The sequence below is a fragment of the Caldisphaera sp. genome (assembly GCF_046536515.1).
Lineage (GTDB): Archaea > Thermoproteota > Thermoprotei_A > Sulfolobales > Acidilobaceae > Caldisphaera.
Map to the genome: position 1 here is coordinate 1 of NZ_JAWDMQ010000015.1, position 15520 is coordinate 15520.

Sequence of the window (15520 nt, forward strand, 5' to 3'; positions counted from 1 at the left end):
TCCTTTGGGGCGGGAAAGAGGTTAGCAGTAATAACTTTATAATTTTTATTTTTGTATCTTGCTTTGTAGAGTGAAGCTGCAAATTAAGGGTGATTGCATTGAAATACATTGTTGCATCAGCATGGCCATATTCAGATTTTATTCCACACTTAGGAACAGTTCTCCATTTATTGAGCGCTGATGTGTATGCAAGATACCTTAGAGCATTGGGAAATGATGTTATATTTGTTACCGGTAGCGATGAACACGGTACCCCAATAGAACTAGAGGCTAGAAAAAGAAAAGTTAAACCTAAGGAATTGACTGATCAGGTTCACGAATATATGCTAAAATTATTTAAAGAATTTAATTTTGATTTCAGTTTATTTTCAAGAACAGAAAGCGATGTTCATAAAGAATTTGTTAAAGAATTTTTGATGAAAATTTACGAGAAGGGTTATATTTTTCCAATGGAAGAAGAACTTCCTTATTGTTTAAACGATAAAATGTTTTTGCCGGATAGATATGTTGTTGGAACCTGTCCATATTGCGGATTCGATCAAGCTCATGGAGATCAATGCGATAAATGCGGTAGGCTGTTATCACCCAAAGATTTGATAAATCCGAAGTGTGCTTTATGCGGATCAACTCCTGTTTGGATGAAAACAAAAAATTATTTTATAGATTTATCCAAAATACAGGAAAGATTATTGAATTGGCTTATTAATAATAATGAGCTGGATGATAATGTTAAAAATTACAGTATATCATGGGTAAAGCACGGTTTAAAGCCAAGAAGCATAACTAGGGATATAAATTGGGGTATAGAATCACCTTTTCCAGATACTCAAAATAAAACTATTTATGTGTGGTTTGACGCACTTTTGGGTTATTTAAGTGCAACTAAAGAGTATTTAATAAGAATAGGAAAAGGAAACGATGCGTGGAAGGAATATTGGCAAGACAAAGAAACAAAATCTATATATTTTATAGGAAAAGATAACATACCCTTCCACTCTATTGTATTACCTGCCTTGCTAATTGCATCAGAAGAAGATTACATACTTCCATGGAAAATAAACTCTACGGAGTATTTGATGTATGAAGGACAAAAATTTAGTAAGAGCAGAAAAATTGGAGTATGGCTAGATGAGGCTTTAGGTATAGCACCTGCAGAATATTGGAGGTGGGTATTAATTAGAATAAGGCCCGAAGGGGGAGATTCCAATTTTACTTGGAAAGAATTTGTTAAGATAGTGAATAATGAATTAAATGATGATATTGGTAATTTTATTTATAGAGTATTTTCATTATTAAGATCAAGGTTTAACGGAATTATACCAGAAGCAGAAAAGTTGGAAGATGCAGATGTGGAAACAAATAAAGCTGTTTACTCCTATATAAATGAATATAAACAAAGTTTAGACGAAGTTAGGCTTAAAAAAGCGACGGACAGTATCTTAGAAATAGCAAGGCTAGGCAATAAGTATCTTAACGACAGAGCTCCATGGGATCTATATCGCAAAGACATAAAGGTTGCAAGAGGAGTTATGAATGTTTCAGTTAATATAATAAAAAACATATCATTACTTTTATATCCATTTATGCCTTCAACATCAAACATTGTATGGAAACAATTAGGCTATAGCACTAATGTATATGAAGTTAAATGGAATGAAATGCTATATAAAAATGTTGAGCCAGGAATGAAATTAAATAAAGTTGAACCAATTTTTAAGAAGTTACCAGAAGATTTCTTGGAAAACATAGGTAATATAATTAAAAATGCAAGAGAAGAAGCAAATTCAAATAGGCCGAACTTGTTAAAAGAAATTACTATAGCTAAATCTTAATTTTGAATTAATATATAAGGGTATTTGATGCCAAATTTAAAATTAGCGGTATGATGACGTGGGCAACCCATGATGGAGAGATGAAATACCTAGTCTCACTCTGACCGCGCAAAAAATGGAGAGATGAAATACCTAGTCTCACTCTGAAAAAGTGAACGACAAGCCCCTTCTAGGGGTGGGTAAAAGCTTTTAGATTCCAGTTTTAAAAGTATTGTAAAATAAAACGTGTCCCCATAAGGAGATTCCTCATGGCTCCACATATTCCCAAGTTCCTTGGATCTGGGATGGGAGGCCAGTGTGGGATAGGGGTAATTGGTTGAAGGCTTGACCAATGGTTTACCTGGATAAATAGAGCGTGGTGAGTGATTTCATCCGTTAGCTATGAAATGATGAAAATGAAGGCAGTAAACCACAAACCTATGATCTACCCTGAGGGAACCCTTATCCTTTGGGGTGGGAAGGAGGTTAGCGCGCAAAACTGCTAATACTTTCTGAATTTTTTTATTTTAAATTGAAAAGTGTTACAAAAAGTAAAATTTTATATTTCTTAGCTTGTCTATAAATAAAAAGGATCTAAGTAAATTAGGTTGAGAATTTAATGGGGTGTACTTTGTGTCAAGTAGTAGAGTTACTGGATTGGTTAAGGTAGATTCCAAAGGCAGGATAACAATACCTCAAACTATGAGGGAAAATTTGGGAATAGAACCGGGAATGCTGGTTGCATTATTAGCTGATAGCGATAAAAAAGAAATTGTAATAAGTCCTATACTATCTGAAAATGCTAAAGTATTAGAATTAAGCATAGACATGGTAGACAAACCTGGGTCGTTGGCAAAGGTTATTGATAAAATTGCGGAATATAAAATAGATATTATTGCAAACAGATGCACATCTATAACAAGGAGAGAAGAAGGAGAGTGTACATTTATTATAGATATAAGTCAAAGTTCTATAGATGCTGATAAATTAAAGTCTGCACTGGAATCTATAGATGTAGTTACTCAAGTAAGAGTAAAGCAATTTGAAGTTCCTTCATATTAAACATTCTAAATAAAATTTATTTCATTATAGCATAAAAGGATTTTAAAGGAGTATAAATAACTAGGAATTGCTAGAAAGCGCGTGAGCCAGTTAGGTGAAAGAAATGTCGATTGAGCTGAAACCAGAATGGAAGCGATTTAAATATAGAGGTAAGACTTTAGATGAATTACTCAATATGCCCATGGATGAATTGGTTAAACTATTTCCGTCGAGGTCTAGGAGAAGTTTGACAAGAGGTTTTACACCATCTCAAAAAGTATTGTTAGCTAAGATAAGGGCCCTCAGAAAGGCTATACAACAAGATCCTAACAAGGTTAATACTGTGATCAAAACTCATGTTAGGGACCTAGTTATATTGCCAGAGATGATTGGATTGACAATAGCAGTTCATAATGGTAAAGAATATGTGTCAGTTAGGATAACCCCTGAAATGATTGGACATAGACTTGGAGAATACAGCCATACAACAAAGACAGTACATCACGGAGAACCAGGATTAAAGGCGTCTAAGAGCAGCTTGCACGTAGCTGCTAAAGTGTGAGGTGGTTTAGTTGCCGCAATGGAATTATTCATTTAGAATTCCCGATGAAAGCAAAGTAGCGAAAGCAGTAATTAGAGAGGTGCCTGTGCATCCTAAGGTAATAGTTGAGATAGCTAAAGCGATAAATGGTATGAATTTAAAAAAGGCTGAAAAATTCTTGCAGAACGTAATTGAGCAAAAGGAGCCTGTACCATTTAGAAGGTCTAATAAAAAGGTTTCGCATAAAAGGGGTTTAAGCGATAGATGGGGCGTACCATCTGGTAGGTACCCTATAAAAGCATCTAAGTATGTTTTAAAATTATTAGAAAATGTTGAAAATAATGCAGAAAATAAAGGATTGGAAGTAGAGAAACTAGTTATATCTCATATAGCTGTAAGCAAAGGTTTAACATTAAAGAGAGCTATGCCAAGGGCTTTTGGAAGGGCCGATGTAATTAGAAAGTTCAGATCAAATGTAGAAGTAATAGTTAGAATGGAGGAATGAAATTATGTCTAGAATAAAAAAATTTTTCCTGGATCAAGCAATGCTTAGGGCAAAAATAGATGAGTATCTTGCCCAAAATTTCTACACAGCCGGATATTCTGGAGTTCACATAATTCAAAGCGGACTTGGGACAAGGATTCATATATATGCAGAAAGACCTGCACTAATAATTGGTAGGAAAGGAGCAACTATCAGGAGGTTACAAGGAGTATTTCAAAAGGTTTTTGGTTTAGAAAATGCCCAGGTAACCGTTAGCCAGCCAGATAACATGGAACTTAACGCAAGAGTTCAAGCATTTAGGGTTGCTAGATCTTTAGAAATGGGTTATCATTTTAGAAGGGTTGCAATGGCTACATTAAGAAGAATAATAGAAGCTGGAGCTATAGGAGCAGAGATAGTAATAAGTGGGAAGTTAACAAACGAAAGAGCTAAATTTGAAAAGCTTCAAATGGGTAAAGTAATTAAAACTGGAGATATAGTAGATCAATATGTAGATAAGGCAGTTTCTGGTGCAAAGCTGCCTCAAGGAGTTTATGGTGTAAGAGTAATTATAGTTAAGCAACAGGCATCACAGCCGCACATATATGAAAAAGGAGAAGATGAAATCAAGAACGTGATTCAATCCTTAAAAGAGCAGGTAGAAGAAATTAAAGCTGAAGAAGGACAGGAGAAATTGGAGGAAATGATGGAGGAAATGAGTGAAGAAAAGGAGGTTGAGGAAGGTGGGGAAATACAAGCTCAAAATGAGTGAACTTAGGAAAATGCAAGAAGACGAAGTAAAGAAGGCATTAAGTGATACTGTATCAGAATTAGCCATCCTTAGACATAAAGCCTCTACAGGATCTTTGGATAACCCTGCAAAAATCAAGCAGTTGAGGAAAAATAAAGCAAGAATATTAACATTTATGAATGAAAAGAAAAAGTAAATGTGAAAATATTTGAAAATCAATAGAAAAAATATAATTTATCACGAAATTATTGGTTTAAATGTTTGTATTTTAAAGCATTTAGATCCTAATTTGGAAGGGAAATGCGGAAAAGTATATTACGAAACAAAAAATACATTAGTTTTAGAAACCGATAAAGGCAAAAAGATTGTAATGAAGAAAGGAGCCATTTTTGAATTTTTAATTGAAAATGAAAAAATAACTGTTTTAGGCGATGATTTAATAGGTAGGCCTGAGGATAGAGTAAAAAACTTAATAAAATAATTTTATAAGTTTATGATATTTTTATTAAATCTTTTAATATATTTGAAGAGTTTACAAAACATAAATATATTGTTTTTTAATAACTTAAAAAGAATTTAACCAAAAATAATCTAAAGATTAAAAAATGTTTTAATTATATATGCGGTTAAAGAATAAGCTTTATGAATTTTTATATAGAATGTGCTTGAATTACCCCCAATAGAGTTTATAAGTATCATTTTTTACTTTTTGATGTGCGGTAAAAATGGAATCGCGATAGGTGTAAGATTAATGCCAGAACAGAAAGCAATAAAGAATTTGCAAATACCTGGGGTGAGTCCGCCCCAAAAAAGCTGTAGTGATCCATATTGTCCATGGCATGGATCACTTAAGGTTAGAGGTGTGTTATTAGAAGTTGTTGTTGAAAAGCTAAGAACAAAAGAAAGTGCTGTTGTAAGGCATGAGCATTTGTATTATAATCGTAAGTATAAGAGATATGAATGGAGAAGAACTAAAAAGCATGTGCATGTGCCAGCATGCTTAGATATAAAGGAGGGAGACAAGGTAGTAATTGGTGAAACTAGACCATTATCAAAAACTATTAAGTTTGTGATATTAGGTAAACATACATAAGGGGTGTTAATTAAATGCCAAAGAGGAAGAAGTATGGAGCAGTGCTTTCAAGAAGGGGGTTAAGCGCTGGCCTTCAAGTTGGTTCAACAGCTTTCGTTGCAGATAATAGTGGGGCCAAAGAAGCCTTAATAGTTGATGTACCATTAGTTAAAACTAGGGTTAGAAGATTAGCAAGGGCAACCGTTGGGGATTTAGTAGTTGTATCTATTAAAAAAGGAAATCCTCAAGTTAGAAAACAAATAAGTTATGCAGTAATTATAAGGCAAAAAAGACCATATAAGAGGTCTGACGGCACTTGGATATCGTTTAATGATAATGCTTTAGTTTTAGTTAACCCTGATGGAACCCCTAAAGGAAGCGAGATAAGAGGTTCAGTTCCTAAAGAAGTAGCAGAAAGGTGGCCAACGGTAGCTAAGCTTGCTACCTCTATTATATGAGGTGTTGTAATATGATAAGGTCATCTAATCCAAGAAAGCAACGTAAGTTTTTGTTTAATATGCCCCTTCATTTAAAGCATAAGCTTGTTACAGTGCAATTAAGCAAAGAGCTGAGAGAAAAATTTGGTATTAGAAATATGCCATTAAGAGTTGGGGATAAAGTTAAAGTGGTCAAAGGATCTTATAAAGGTAAAACAGGAAAAGTATCTGAAATAGATCTAAAGAGATTATTTGTTAAAATTGAAGGCATTACGAGGAAAAAAGCTGATGGTACTGAAATACCTGTTAAATTTAGACCATGGAATTTAATAATCACTGATTTAGATTTAAAAGATGAAGAAAGAAGAAAAATAGTACAGAGAAGAGGAGGAAAAATGGTTACGCAAGAAGAAAAAAGTGAAGTTACAGAAGCTAAAGTAGCTGAAGAAAAACAACCTGAGGAAAAACAAGGTGAAAAGTGATGGGTAATATGGGAGGAAGTAGATCTATTAAAGCCAAAGCTGCTCCAATGTTTTGGCCTGTTCCAAGAAAGGTCAGACCATGGACTGTTAAGCCCTCACCAGGTCCTCATAAAGTTGAACAAAGTTTACCATTAATGTTAGTTTTAAGGGATATATTAAAATATGCAGAATCTGGTAAGGAAGCTATTAAAATAATTGCAGAAGGAAAAATTAAAGTTGATGGAAAAGTAGTAAGAGATTATAAATATCCTTTAAGCGCCATGGATGTTTTGGAAATACCTGAAAATGATGAATATTATAGAGTAATTCCATATCCAACAGATTATCTTAGGTTGCATAAAATAACTAAAGAAGAGGCCAGTATTAAGCCTGTCAGAATAGAGAATAAGACTATAGTGAAGGGAGGGAATTTACAATTAAATCTTAGTGGAGGAAGAAATATATTAATTAAATTAAATGAAAAAGAAAAGAAAGATGTCCCCTATAATACATTGGATACCTTGTTATTAGATTTACTAAATCAAGAAATTAAGGATCACATACCATTCCAAATTGGTGATATTGCATTAATAGTATGGGGAAAGAACGTAGGTAAGTTAGGTAAGTTAGTATCTATAAATAAACAATGGGGTTGGAAGTGGACTTCAATAACTCTAGAAGGAAAGGGGGGTAAGAAAATACAAACAGCTCTTGACTATGTATTAGTTATAGGAAAAGAGAAGCCAGTTATTACATTACCGGAGGAGATAGAATTATGAGCGTAGCTTTAGATGATAATGAGGTAAATAAGATATTAAAATCATGGGAAGAAAATCCCATGACAAAACCAAGAATAGTTAAAGTTACTGTAAATATAGCATTAGGTCAATCAGGCGAAAAGCTTGTTAAAATACAAGAATTGCTAACGCAGCTTACAGGTCAAAAGGCTTCTTTAAGAAGAGCTAAAAAAACAGTGAGACCTTTTGGCATAAGAAAAGGCGAGAACATAGCAACAATGGTTACATTAAGAGGGGAAAAAGCTTATGCCTTTTTAAAGAAGGCTCTGGAAGCAGTTGGATATAGAATTAAAAAGAACAGTATTGACAAATTCGGTAATGTAGGCTTTGGAATCACAGAATATATATTGTTGCCCGGCGCAAGATATGATCCAGAAATAGGTATTGTAGGGATGGATGTAATAATAACAGTAGAAAAGCCTGGATATAGAATAGAAAAGAGAAAGATTAAAACATCTAAAATGCCAATAAGGCATAGAGTGAAGCCGGAAGAAACAATGGTGCTGCTTAGTAAAGAATTAGGGGTTACATTTATATGAGGTGAATGGAATGGGAAAATACAAACCACCTAAAGTAAAAAGCATTGGGCGTGGTGCTCAGAAATGTCAAAGGTGTGGAACTAGGGACGCTGTTATTCAGAAGTATGGAATTTATTTGTGCAGACAATGTTTTAGGGAGGTAGCCCCATCGTTAGGATTTAAGAAATATAAGTAAGGTGATAAATAATGGTAGATGTCTTGGCTTATCATTTGTCCTCAATAATGAACTCCGAGCTTAGAGGAGAAAGGGAGGTCGTATTGTTACCAGCTTCAAAGCTCTCAGCTTCAGTTCTTAGAGTTCTTCAGAAAGAAGGATATATAGGAGAATTTGAATATGTTGATGATGGTAGGTTTGGAAAGTTTAAAGTACAGCTATTAGGTAGAATTAATAAAATAGGCCCAGTTAGGCCGAGAGTTTCTATAAAATATAATGAATTATTAAGGCTTCCAGAGAACTTGAGAAGATTTTTAGCAAGCAGGGATCTTGGTCACTTAATATTATCTACAAATCAAGGCGTTATGACACATAAAGATGCTCTTGTCAAAAAGACAGGAGGAGTTATAATAGCGTACGTATATTAAATTTTGTTTTGTAAACAAGTTTTTATTATTAATTAATAAAGCGAAATTTAAAATAGGAGGTCAAGTAGTTGGAAAAAAGTTTTGTATTTAATGAATGGTTTAATTATGAAAAATTTAAAATAGGCGACGTATATAAAAAAGAGATTTTAAATATACCAAGTTTTCCAGCAATAGCAAACAATAATGGCATTTATGATATAAATATTGACAAAGATGTAAAGTTAACATGGTTGTGTTGTAATATTTATCAATTGAAAATTAACGGCGGAGGTTTGTTATCAAAGATTCCAGAGAAGCCAATAAATAATTTATTTTTTAATTACAAAATCTATAACCCAAATACAACGATTAATAATGGCTATATAATAAACCCTTTTGGATTTGTTTCATATGCCCCAATTCTTAATGAGTTAAGTTATGGAAGTTGTTATAGTTATAAAGATAAAAAAATTTTTGTTCGTGTCTCTGATCCTTTTTCAATTGTAAAGTCACAGGAATGTCTAGAAGTAAAAAGAGCTCAAGTGAAAAATAATTATTATAGCATAGGTCCTTTGCAGTTTAATGTTATAGAGAGGTTCTCTTCAGGAAAAATAAATATATATGAAACAAATGTAGGAACTCTTTTTACTAACAATGATATAGCTCTATTATTTGATCATGATAATGAAGTATTTTTAAAAATACCTTATCACGACATTTCATATCATATACTTTATCCTTTTAAGTTCTTTAAATTTCATTCGAGAAAATTAGATTTTAAAACAAATGCGTTTGTCTTAAATTCTGAGATAGGTTTTGTATCTAATTATGAAATTGAAATAAAATTTGAATCGGGAATATTAAACATAAATTCTAAAAAACCATTTTATATAGTAAAAGGAGGAATTTTAAGATCTTTTAACGTATTAATGGAGATCAATACAAGCTTTCCCTATGGATATGAATTTATAAATAATATAAGGAGTGGTTATTCGTCTGTAGTATTAAGAGGAATTACCAATAAAACAATAGAATTTGAAATATTTAATGTCTCTGACCACAATTCAATTATAGAAATATTACCTAAAACTAGAACAGAAAAAATAGAAATATGCTCACATCTTGGATGTTATGATATATTAGATAGTTCAGGAATCTACAGAATACCATCACCTTCTGGTTGCTATTGCAAAGCGAAAATATATTTAAGTCATGAATCCTCAATTAAAAATAAACTATTGAGCAATTTGAAGGGTTAGATTCCAGTTGCTTCTCCTTCTTCTTTTGGAACAATTTGTTTTAATTTATTCTCTGCAGCAGCCTTTATATATGTTATGAAGTCTTCTTCATAAGGAACTCCTACAAAAGATACTACGCCGTTTAAAGCTATTGCTGGTACGCTCATAACGCCATATTTTTCAGCTATATCCATATTTTCGTAAGCTTCAACTGTTTCAGAGAGTATATTTGGATTGTTTTGTTTGTACGCTTCGTAAGCAAACATGTTTGATAATAGCACCGCATAAGGACAGTAGGGGCAAGACGGAGTTATAACAGTCTCTATATGTACTTTACCTTTTAATTTAGCTAGTTCTTCTCTAGTCTCTTTTTCTAAACCTGAATCATTCTCGCTTATTCTCATTATAGTTTCAATGAACCCTCTTATTTCTTCTCCTGCAGGTATTCCGCTATATTTTATTAATCCACCTATAAGAGTTACTGCTGGAATTCTTTCAACTCCTTGTTTTTCAAATTCTTTTAAGTCTTCTTGATTTGATTTGTTATATATTTTAACCTCAATCATTTTTTTGCCATTTTTTGTAGGTGAGGCATTTGCTATGGTATTTATTAGTGTTATTGTGTCTTCACAAGTCTCGCATTCTTCTCCAACGAATATGCTTATAGTAACGGGGTTTACCATATATGCAAGGGTCTCTCTAAGCTCGTTTATAAACGATTCATCTAAATCTAAGTCATAATACTTTCCTGACACTTTTTTCACCCTATCAGCATAATATTAGCTAAAAACCAGAGATTATAAACTCGCGTTAAATAAAATAATTTTTAATAAATTTGCTTTAAAAATGATGAAAGAAAATATTATTATTTTGGAATTCATATAGACATTTTGGGCAAAAAATAGTGGAGGAAAATATCAAAAAACTAATAGTACTGATAATAGATATAGATGATGATATAGGCAGCGTTACTGGTAAATCTCTAATATTTGGAAGAGATGAGGTAATGAAAGCTGCGATTGATTTTGCAGAAAAAAGACCTGAAGATGCGGATACAAATGCTATATTTGCAGGTCTTAATTTATATGAGAATTTAAGAACATCGAATAATGACACAGAAATTGCCATTGTAGGAGGTCATCCAACTAATAATATGCTGGCTCAGATCTTAATTAAAGATAGAGTTAAGCAATTATTAGAAAAAATAGGTAATAAAAATGCAGAGTTTTATTTGGTAAGTGATGGAACTGATGAGCTCTTGGTAGCAGAAGTATTAAGGGATCTTGCACCAATAGCAGGGCTTAGAAGAGTTATTGTAGAACAGCATTTGGGTGTTGAAGGTAGCTATTTTTTATTAGCAAGGTATATAAGAAAGGCTATAGAAGACCCTAAATATTCAAAATATTTCTTAGGCATACCAGGTATATTAGTTGCCTTATTTGGTATATTGTCTGTTTTCGGATACATATTGTTGGCATTAAAGATTATGCTAGCAATAATAGGAATTTTTTTGATAGTAAAAGGGTTCAATATAGAGGACAGAACGTATAACATATTAAAAGGATTTACTAATTATTTGAGAGAGACTAGCCATTTCCAAATTGCTGGTATCGGCATACTTGGAGTTACAATTTTAGCCAGCGTTCTTGCTGGATATTATTCGGCATTAAGCAAAGAAAACCTTATAACATTTTCTGGCAGTATAATAGCTAATTCAATACCTATTTTACTTGCGGGATTTACATTATATATAGTTGTTTCCAGAGTATTTTATAAAGTAACAAAGAGCAACTTAAATATATTAAAAGAAACAGCATCTATAGCAATAATTATTTCTTTAGCATTAGCATTTTACCAACTGGGCATAACATTGGAAAATTATGGATTAAAAGTAGGCATTATTACTGGATCAGTAGTAATTAATTTGTTTATAGGAAGCGGGTTCCTTTTATACAGCGTTGCAGGTGCAGGAATTGCAGCATTGATAGAATTGGCAGATTATTTATATTTTAGACGTTCAAAGAGGTAGAGAAATAAAATGTCTAAAGAAAGCTACTTAGATTTAGTTATGGAAGACGGGAAGGTAGTAATTAGGACTTGCAATAACAAAGACTTCTGTGATCAATTAGAAAAAAATGGCCTCATTATAAATAATCGTTTAAATATTTTAGAAAGCCTATATTTAATTGCTATTGAAAGAGCCAATATAAATGGTAAAACTGGCTGGGAAAATGCATTAGAAATTATAAAATATTATAAGATACCTTTAAACTTATTTTTAGTTTATTTTGATTTGAGAAAAAGGGGAAGAAGAGTTTGGGAAGGTTCAAGAGATAATACTTTAATTTCTGAAACGCCTAATCTTAAAAAATTTGAAGTCTTGGTATTAGGAGAAGGCGATTTGATAACTACTTTTCAGATTACAGAATGGAGCGAGTTAGCTGTAGCAGATTCTCATATACCAGTTATTGCTATAGTTGATAAAAATGGAGAAATAACATATTACGAGTCAAGATTATTTTATTTTGATTCAATATCTTAGCAATGATATAATTAGCAATGTAGAAATCAGGCTTGGTATGAGTGTTGGAATTCTTCCTCTATATAATATAGAAACAGGTAGGACTGATAATGGAGAAAGAGAAGCTATGATTATTTTTGAAAAATATATCATGCTATAGTTGATTGGTATCAGCTGATTTGAATTAAGAAAAGTATTAGAAATAATATTTATAGCAAACAGAGATATTAATGGAGAAATAACTGCTATTGACATCATAAAAATTGACTGCGCTTTTATTGAGTCCGATAACCTTCTGGATTCTTCAATTATAAGTCTAATCCCTTCTATAGCATTGCTAACTCCTATTTTTCCGGCTATTTTCTCTGATTCTAAAATAGCTTGAATTATATTGTTTGCTAATATTTTAGCTTTACTTAGCTCTAAATCAAACCTTTTTCCTATCTTAGCTTTCTCTGCAGCACTTCTTAAATTTAATAAAGCTATATCTATTTTTTCTTTTATTTTCTTGTTGTAAATTTCAATTATTGGAATACCTATTATAAGAGGAATTAATGAAAAATATAGCATGTTTTTTAATATGAGAAAAGAGGATATCAATGGAATAATTATTGATAATGTTTCAATATAATAATTATCTTGAGGTTCGCCTATTTTCGGCCTTAATAAGAGAAGAAGAACAGAAATTATAGGAATAAAAAATAATCCAAAAACTAATACTATAAATAATAGGTTTGAGCCGTTAAATAAAATTAGTATTGCTAGCATACCTATTGACAAAATAATCCCTATGCTTATTTCAACAAGCTCCTTCCCAAGTTCTATATAGTTTTTCCACCTATCTCTTATACCATAAATTGCATATTTATACAATAGCGCAGTAATTCTGTTCTTTCGAGTTCCCATGTATTCGGATTGAACATAGTCTATAATAAGCCTCTTAAACCTTAAGTTTGGCGTAGTTTCACCTAATTTAGATAATGCCTTTCTGCTATCCTGAGTAAAATTTAGAATAGTTTTTAGTCTATTGATTTCTTTCTTTATATATTTTAATTTTAAAGAATCGGGCATTGACAATAATAGATCAACAAGGTTCTTTGTTGTAAAGGCATATGGTATTAAGAAGGCTAAGAGAGAAGGCAGCTCGTTTTCTATTCCATTATTTAAAATCTTAAGCCAAATCTCAGGAATCCAAAAATCAGAAAAGAAAAACAACATTGAAGTCAGGCCTATTAAAAAACTTATAAAAAATTTATGTATTATTAATAAGTAAACTAAGATAAAAATCATAAAGAAAGATATTATTTTAAGTAATTTGCTAGCCTTTTTTATTAGAACAATAGTTTTTATATCTAATTTCAAGTAATCTAGCTTTTTGATATAAAGTTTTATCATAGTACATCTCCATATTTCTCTACATAGTATCTTGACAAAGCAACATAGAAATCTTCCGGACTTTTCCCCATGTTATTTTCTAAGAACTCTATCCTGGATTTCAATTCTTCAGATATTTCGTTATAATTGAAGCCAAGCCTGTTGCTTGCAATCTCTAGTTTTTTGCTTTTGCTTACAATGCTATCTATATCATTTTGTTGATAACCTAGTTTGTATACATTTACTAAATCCTCATTGTCTATTTCATCTATTTCATATATCCTTCTTATAGCTTTTCCTCCTAAAGAAGGCAAGGTTCTTATTTGAATTATTGCTGTAATTGACTTTATGAAAAGAGGGGGCAACTTTATTGGTTCTAAACTAAGCCTCGATATTACGCCCTCGGGAGAATCTGAATGAATTGTGGTCATAGCTCCATAGCCGCTAGTTGCAGCTTGTGCAAGAACTTTTGCCTCCCTTCCTCTTACTTCTCCCACTATAACATAATCTGCCCTTCTTCTTAATGCATATTTTAGCAAATCCTCAAGACTAATTTCTTGAATTTCACTTCCAGGTAACTTAGGTCTTGTTATAAAAGAATCCCAATTTGGCGAAATAAGCTTTAATTCAGGGGTGTCTTCTATTGTAATTATCTTGCTATAAGGAGGTAAAACACTTGCTATGGATTGCAAAAGAGTTGTCTTTCCGCTACCCATGCTTCCTGATATCATTAAAAATCCTTGAGCCTCTGCTAAAAGCCATATATATGCTGCTATAACAGGACTTAAGACCTTAGATGCTAATAGATCTGACATAGTTAACGGTTTTTCTGGATACTTTCTTAAAACAAAGTTACTACCAAAATGAGAAATCTCATTAAGGAATGAGGCAGATATTCTATTTCCATCATCTGTTATACCCTCTACATAGGGAGTAGTGAGGCTGATTACCTTATTTGCCTTTCTAGCAAGCTCTATAACTAAAGAATCCGATTCTTCTTTTTCTAGTTTTATGTCAACTATGATCCATCTCGATGGAACTAATTTATGTATTGCGCTTATATTATTGGTATAACCGTTATATGATATTTCATCTATGTGCGGATCTATAATCAACGGATAAATTTTTCCATATCCACTTTTATATTTATTAATTAGGTATCTCTCTTCTTCGTTTGTATCTTTTTTAATCCCTACTAGTAAATCCATATTAAATTCTATTTTTGGTTCATTTATGTAAAGGTGAACTAAATTGTCCTCTCCTCTATAGACATAATAATTAACGGGGCCTACTTTATATTGAGCAATTACCGACCACTTTGGTGGATTTCTAGAAAGACGATTGTCCTCTTGATTATAAAAAATTTCTTTTTTATCTTCTTTGTTTAAATCATTTTTAATTATTCTGAAGGCTTTCTCTAAGCTTAGCCTCAATTTTATCACTTTAAGCCAACTGGCTGGGTTGACATAATCGTATTTGATTGTGTATCATTATACTGTAAAAATATAGATTGTATGCTAGAAGGCACATAAATAACAAAGGATATAGACTGGCTGGGATTAATATATTCGTTTATTATATCAGGAACTATGTTATTCGATGATAATGTAATGTTTTTCTGTGTTCCATTTTGATAGATTCCATAGATTCCAGTTATTTTTATTTGACTTTGCATGTCATTTGTGATTTTCACGTATATAACCTGGCTATTGCTGTTGATCATCTGCGAGTTTGCTATTACATTTACTCCTTGCCCCATATTTTCCATAGCATTTAAAGATTTTTGGAAGTAGTTATAAACGAGCACACCTCCAATTAATGTTGCACTAATTAAAATAACAGTACCAATTAAATTAGACAAACTCCTCTTTCTCAAGCTAATTCACCAAATA

The 15520-nt window shown here is 32.1% G+C and carries 21 protein-coding genes; 17 read left to right on the plus strand and 4 right to left on the minus strand.

Annotated features, from left to right (window positions below; translation table 11 throughout):
* Positions 1–98 precede the first annotated feature (98 nt).
* From metG to RXO53_RS03600, 15 genes are all read left to right on the plus strand, one after another.
* Positions 99–1832 (plus strand): methionine--tRNA ligase, encoded by a 1734-nt coding sequence (metG, locus tag RXO53_RS03530; RefSeq protein WP_410712882.1) that lies wholly within the window; start codon positions 99–101, stop codon positions 1830–1832.
* 612 nt (positions 1833–2444) lie between these two features.
* A complete protein-coding gene (locus RXO53_RS03535; RefSeq protein WP_410712883.1) occupies positions 2445–2873 on the plus strand; it encodes an AbrB/MazE/SpoVT family DNA-binding domain-containing protein in 429 nt (142 codons plus the stop codon).
* Between the two features lie 103 nt (positions 2874–2976).
* The gene (locus RXO53_RS03540; protein WP_410712884.1) at positions 2977–3414 is read left to right on the plus strand and encodes a 30S ribosomal protein S19; all 438 of its coding nucleotides are present in this window, start codon (positions 2977–2979) and stop codon (positions 3412–3414) included.
* Positions 3415–3424: 10 nt separating this feature from the next.
* Complete coding sequence (gene rplV / locus RXO53_RS03545) at positions 3425–3898, plus strand: 50S ribosomal protein L22 (RefSeq protein WP_410712885.1); 474 nt, start codon at positions 3425–3427, stop codon at positions 3896–3898.
* 4 nt (positions 3899–3902) lie between these two features.
* Positions 3903–4649, plus strand: a complete 747-nt coding sequence (locus tag RXO53_RS03550; RefSeq protein ID WP_410712886.1) for a 30S ribosomal protein S3 — start codon at positions 3903–3905, stop codon at positions 4647–4649.
* Entirely contained in the window at positions 4642–4824 is a 183-nt protein-coding gene (gene rpmC, locus RXO53_RS03555; RefSeq protein WP_410712887.1) for a 50S ribosomal protein L29, read from the plus strand. Before RXO53_RS03550 ends, rpmC begins: the two co-directional genes overlap by 8 nt.
* Before the next feature lie 12 nt (positions 4825–4836).
* Positions 4837–5109 carry a ribonuclease P protein component 1 gene (locus tag RXO53_RS03560; RefSeq protein ID WP_410712888.1) on the plus strand — a complete coding sequence of 91 codons (273 nt, stop codon included), beginning with the start codon at positions 4837–4839 and terminating at the stop codon, positions 5107–5109.
* Between the two features lie 270 nt (positions 5110–5379).
* Positions 5380–5721: a 30S ribosomal protein S17 gene (locus RXO53_RS03565; RefSeq protein WP_410712889.1), complete on the plus strand. Its 342-nt coding sequence runs from the start codon at positions 5380–5382 to the stop codon at positions 5719–5721.
* A 14-nt stretch (positions 5722–5735) separates the two neighbouring features.
* Positions 5736–6158 carry a 50S ribosomal protein L14 gene (locus tag RXO53_RS03570; RefSeq protein ID WP_410712890.1) on the plus strand — a complete coding sequence of 141 codons (423 nt, stop codon included), beginning with the start codon at positions 5736–5738 and terminating at the stop codon, positions 6156–6158.
* A gap of 11 nt (positions 6159–6169) precedes the next feature.
* On the plus strand, positions 6170–6619 hold the full coding sequence (gene rplX / locus RXO53_RS03575; protein ID WP_410712891.1) for a 50S ribosomal protein L24: 450 nt from the start codon (positions 6170–6172) through the stop codon (positions 6617–6619).
* Complete coding sequence (locus tag RXO53_RS03580) at positions 6619–7377, plus strand: 30S ribosomal protein S4e (RefSeq protein WP_410712892.1); 759 nt, start codon at positions 6619–6621, stop codon at positions 7375–7377. Before rplX ends, RXO53_RS03580 begins: the two co-directional genes overlap by 1 nt.
* Positions 7374–7934, plus strand: a complete 561-nt coding sequence (locus tag RXO53_RS03585) for a 50S ribosomal protein L5 (protein ID WP_410712893.1) — start codon at positions 7374–7376, stop codon at positions 7932–7934. Before RXO53_RS03580 ends, RXO53_RS03585 begins: the two co-directional genes overlap by 4 nt.
* Positions 7935–7944: 10 nt before the next feature.
* A complete protein-coding gene (locus RXO53_RS03590; protein ID WP_292320496.1) occupies positions 7945–8109 on the plus strand; it encodes a 30S ribosomal protein S14 in 165 nt (54 codons plus the stop codon).
* A gap of 11 nt (positions 8110–8120) precedes the next feature.
* Complete coding sequence (locus tag RXO53_RS03595) at positions 8121–8516, plus strand: 30S ribosomal protein S8 (protein ID WP_410712894.1); 396 nt, start codon at positions 8121–8123, stop codon at positions 8514–8516.
* Between the two features lie 68 nt (positions 8517–8584).
* On the plus strand, positions 8585–9754 hold the full coding sequence (locus RXO53_RS03600) for a hypothetical protein (protein ID WP_410712895.1): 1170 nt from the start codon (positions 8585–8587) through the stop codon (positions 9752–9754).
* On the opposite strand, the gene pdo is transcribed toward RXO53_RS03600, so the two are convergent.
* Positions 9751–10488 carry a protein disulfide oxidoreductase gene (gene pdo, locus RXO53_RS03605; RefSeq protein WP_410712896.1) on the minus strand — a complete coding sequence of 246 codons (738 nt, stop codon included), beginning with the start codon at positions 10486–10488 and terminating at the stop codon, positions 9751–9753. The two genes, RXO53_RS03600 and pdo, sit on opposite strands and share 4 nt — an antisense overlap.
* A 149-nt stretch (positions 10489–10637) precedes the next feature.
* Here pdo and RXO53_RS03610 point away from each other — a divergent pair, with 149 nt between their 5' ends.
* Together RXO53_RS03610 and RXO53_RS03615 are read left to right on the plus strand one after the other, a co-directional pair.
* Complete coding sequence (locus tag RXO53_RS03610; protein ID WP_410712897.1) at positions 10638–11762, plus strand: DUF373 family protein; 1125 nt, start codon at positions 10638–10640, stop codon at positions 11760–11762.
* Positions 11763–11771: 9 nt separating this feature from the next.
* Positions 11772–12275, plus strand: coding sequence for a hypothetical protein (locus RXO53_RS03615; protein WP_410712898.1), 504 nt, complete (start codon positions 11772–11774; stop codon positions 12273–12275).
* On the opposite strand, the gene RXO53_RS03620 is transcribed toward RXO53_RS03615, so the two are convergent.
* The 3 genes from RXO53_RS03620 to RXO53_RS03630 form a co-directional block, all read right to left on the minus strand.
* The gene (locus tag RXO53_RS03620; protein WP_410712899.1) at positions 12264–13472 is read right to left on the minus strand and encodes a hypothetical protein; all 1209 of its coding nucleotides are present in this window, start codon (positions 13470–13472) and stop codon (positions 12264–12266) included. The genes RXO53_RS03615 and RXO53_RS03620 overlap by 12 nt on opposite strands.
* A 173-nt stretch (positions 13473–13645) precedes the next feature.
* Positions 13646–15070, minus strand: a complete 1425-nt coding sequence (locus RXO53_RS03625; RefSeq protein ID WP_410712900.1) for a type II/IV secretion system ATPase subunit — start codon at positions 15068–15070, stop codon at positions 13646–13648.
* Positions 15067–15504 (minus strand): hypothetical protein, encoded by a 438-nt coding sequence (locus RXO53_RS03630; RefSeq protein WP_410712901.1) that lies wholly within the window; start codon positions 15502–15504, stop codon positions 15067–15069. Before RXO53_RS03630 ends, RXO53_RS03625 begins: the two co-directional genes overlap by 4 nt.
* Positions 15505–15520: the final 16 nt, after the last annotated feature.

Coding starts and splice junctions, on each gene's coding strand:
- RXO53_RS03590 (WP_292320496.1), top strand. CDS start 7,945: ATGGGAAAATACAAACCACCTAAAGTAAAAAGCATTGGGCGTGGTGCT.
- RXO53_RS03540 (WP_410712884.1), top strand. CDS start 2,977: ATGTCGATTGAGCTGAAACCAGAATGGAAGCGATTTAAATATAGAGGT.
- rpmC (WP_410712887.1), top strand. CDS start 4,642: ATGAGTGAACTTAGGAAAATGCAAGAAGACGAAGTAAAGAAGGCATTA.
- RXO53_RS03565 (WP_410712889.1), top strand. CDS start 5,380: ATGCCAGAACAGAAAGCAATAAAGAATTTGCAAATACCTGGGGTGAGT.
- RXO53_RS03550 (WP_410712886.1), top strand. CDS start 3,903: ATGTCTAGAATAAAAAAATTTTTCCTGGATCAAGCAATGCTTAGGGCA.
- RXO53_RS03620 (WP_410712899.1), bottom strand. CDS start 13,472: ATGTTGTTTTTCTTTTCTGATTTTTGGATTCCTGAGATTTGGCTTAAG.
- RXO53_RS03595 (WP_410712894.1), top strand. CDS start 8,121: ATGGTAGATGTCTTGGCTTATCATTTGTCCTCAATAATGAACTCCGAG.
- rplX (WP_410712891.1), top strand. CDS start 6,170: ATGATAAGGTCATCTAATCCAAGAAAGCAACGTAAGTTTTTGTTTAAT.
- RXO53_RS03570 (WP_410712890.1), top strand. CDS start 5,736: ATGCCAAAGAGGAAGAAGTATGGAGCAGTGCTTTCAAGAAGGGGGTTA.
- RXO53_RS03585 (WP_410712893.1), top strand. CDS start 7,374: ATGAGCGTAGCTTTAGATGATAATGAGGTAAATAAGATATTAAAATCA.
- RXO53_RS03580 (WP_410712892.1), top strand. CDS start 6,619: ATGGGTAATATGGGAGGAAGTAGATCTATTAAAGCCAAAGCTGCTCCA.
- RXO53_RS03615 (WP_410712898.1), top strand. CDS start 11,772: ATGTCTAAAGAAAGCTACTTAGATTTAGTTATGGAAGACGGGAAGGTA.